The sequence below is a fragment of the Vibrio sp. Vb0888 genome (assembly GCF_033338835.1).
GTDB lineage: Bacteria > Pseudomonadota > Gammaproteobacteria > Enterobacterales > Vibrionaceae > Vibrio > Vibrio alginolyticus.
Window position 1 is genome coordinate 1 of the sequence record NZ_JAWOTL010000180.1, and the last position, 1,257, is coordinate 1,257.

Annotated in this window: 1 protein-coding gene and 1 pseudogene; both read right to left on the minus strand. The window is 43.5% G+C overall.

Features of this window, described 5'->3' with window-relative positions:
- Nucleotides 1-1,151, minus strand: a 1,151-nt coding sequence (tssC, locus tag R7P72_RS24855; protein ID WP_318110939.1) for a type VI secretion system contractile sheath large subunit, incomplete at its 3' end; no start/stop codon positions are given.
- Nucleotides 1,151-1,257: pseudogene (locus tag R7P72_RS26405) on the minus strand (type VI secretion system contractile sheath small subunit); the annotation flags it as partial. The gene tssC and the pseudogene R7P72_RS26405, both read right to left, overlap by 1 nt.

Sequence of the window (1,257 nt, forward strand, 5' to 3'; positions counted from 1 at the left end):
GCTGCCACTTCTGGAGATTCATGATTTGCTGGTTTTTGACAAGTTTGAGCACCAAAGAACACGGCATAGTTTGTATTTTTGTAGTGACACAACGGTAAGAAACCCAGTTTACCCAATTCCGCTTCACGGCGGTCTGTAATGCCAATTTCCGTTGGGCACTTCATATCAGGGTCGCCATCATCACTCATGAAGAAGTGTGTTGGTAGGTTATCAACTCGCCCACCACCCTCTGCGCCACGAATAGCAGTACAGAAACCATACTTAGAAAATGCATCCGTCAGTTTGACGCCAAGCACGTACGATGAGTTCATCCAACAATAATCATTGTGATCAGCATTAACGGCGATACCCGACACAGGATCCACATCAAACTCTTCAAAGCCAAACGCTTCTACAGGAGACGTAGCTTGGCCGTATGGTAGGCGGGCTAATACTTTAGGCATCGTTAAGCTTACAAAACGAGAATCTGCACTTTCACGGAAAGAGCGCCATTGCGCATATTCCAACGACTCAAAGACTTTATCTAAATCGCGCGGTTTAGATAGTTCTGTCCACTCATCAAAACCAAATAGCGCAGGAGAAGCAGCAGACAAGAATGGTGAGAAACCCGAAGCAGCAACATTCGACATTAAACGCAAAGACTCAATATCTTCTGGATGGTTTGTAAACTCGTAGTCACCAATTAAAGCACCATACGGTTCACCACCAGCGCTACCAAATTCAGATTCGTACACTTTTTTAAAGATTTGACTTTGATCGAATTCAACCGCTTTACTTAAGTCTTTATGAAGCTCTTTCTTCGTGATGCTGATCATGCGAATTTTCAGCGTAGAACTTGTCTCAGAATTCATGACTAAGTAATTCAGCCCACGCCATGAGCCTTCTAACTTTTGTAGCTCAGGATGGTGCATAACTTCAGAAAGCTGCTCTGAAATCTGTCTATCAAGCAAATTAATCGCTTCACGGAAAGTTACGGTTAGGTTTTTATTCCAAGAAACCGTCCCCTTCATCGCTTCTTCAGTCAGTGTCTTTATCAGCTCTTCTGCTCTCGATGCTTCTGTTTGTTTCGTCGCACCAATAGCCTGTTCAAGAAATGAAGTGGTTTGTTCACCCACCGTAGGATCGAGTTGTTTTTCAACTTGAGTCGTCATTATTCTGCTCCCTCAGTACTTTCTGATGGCGCTTTTTTGCCAAGATCTAGCTCACCAGCTAGTTTTGCCAAATTGTCTGTATTGTTGAGAACTTCTTCTAGGATGT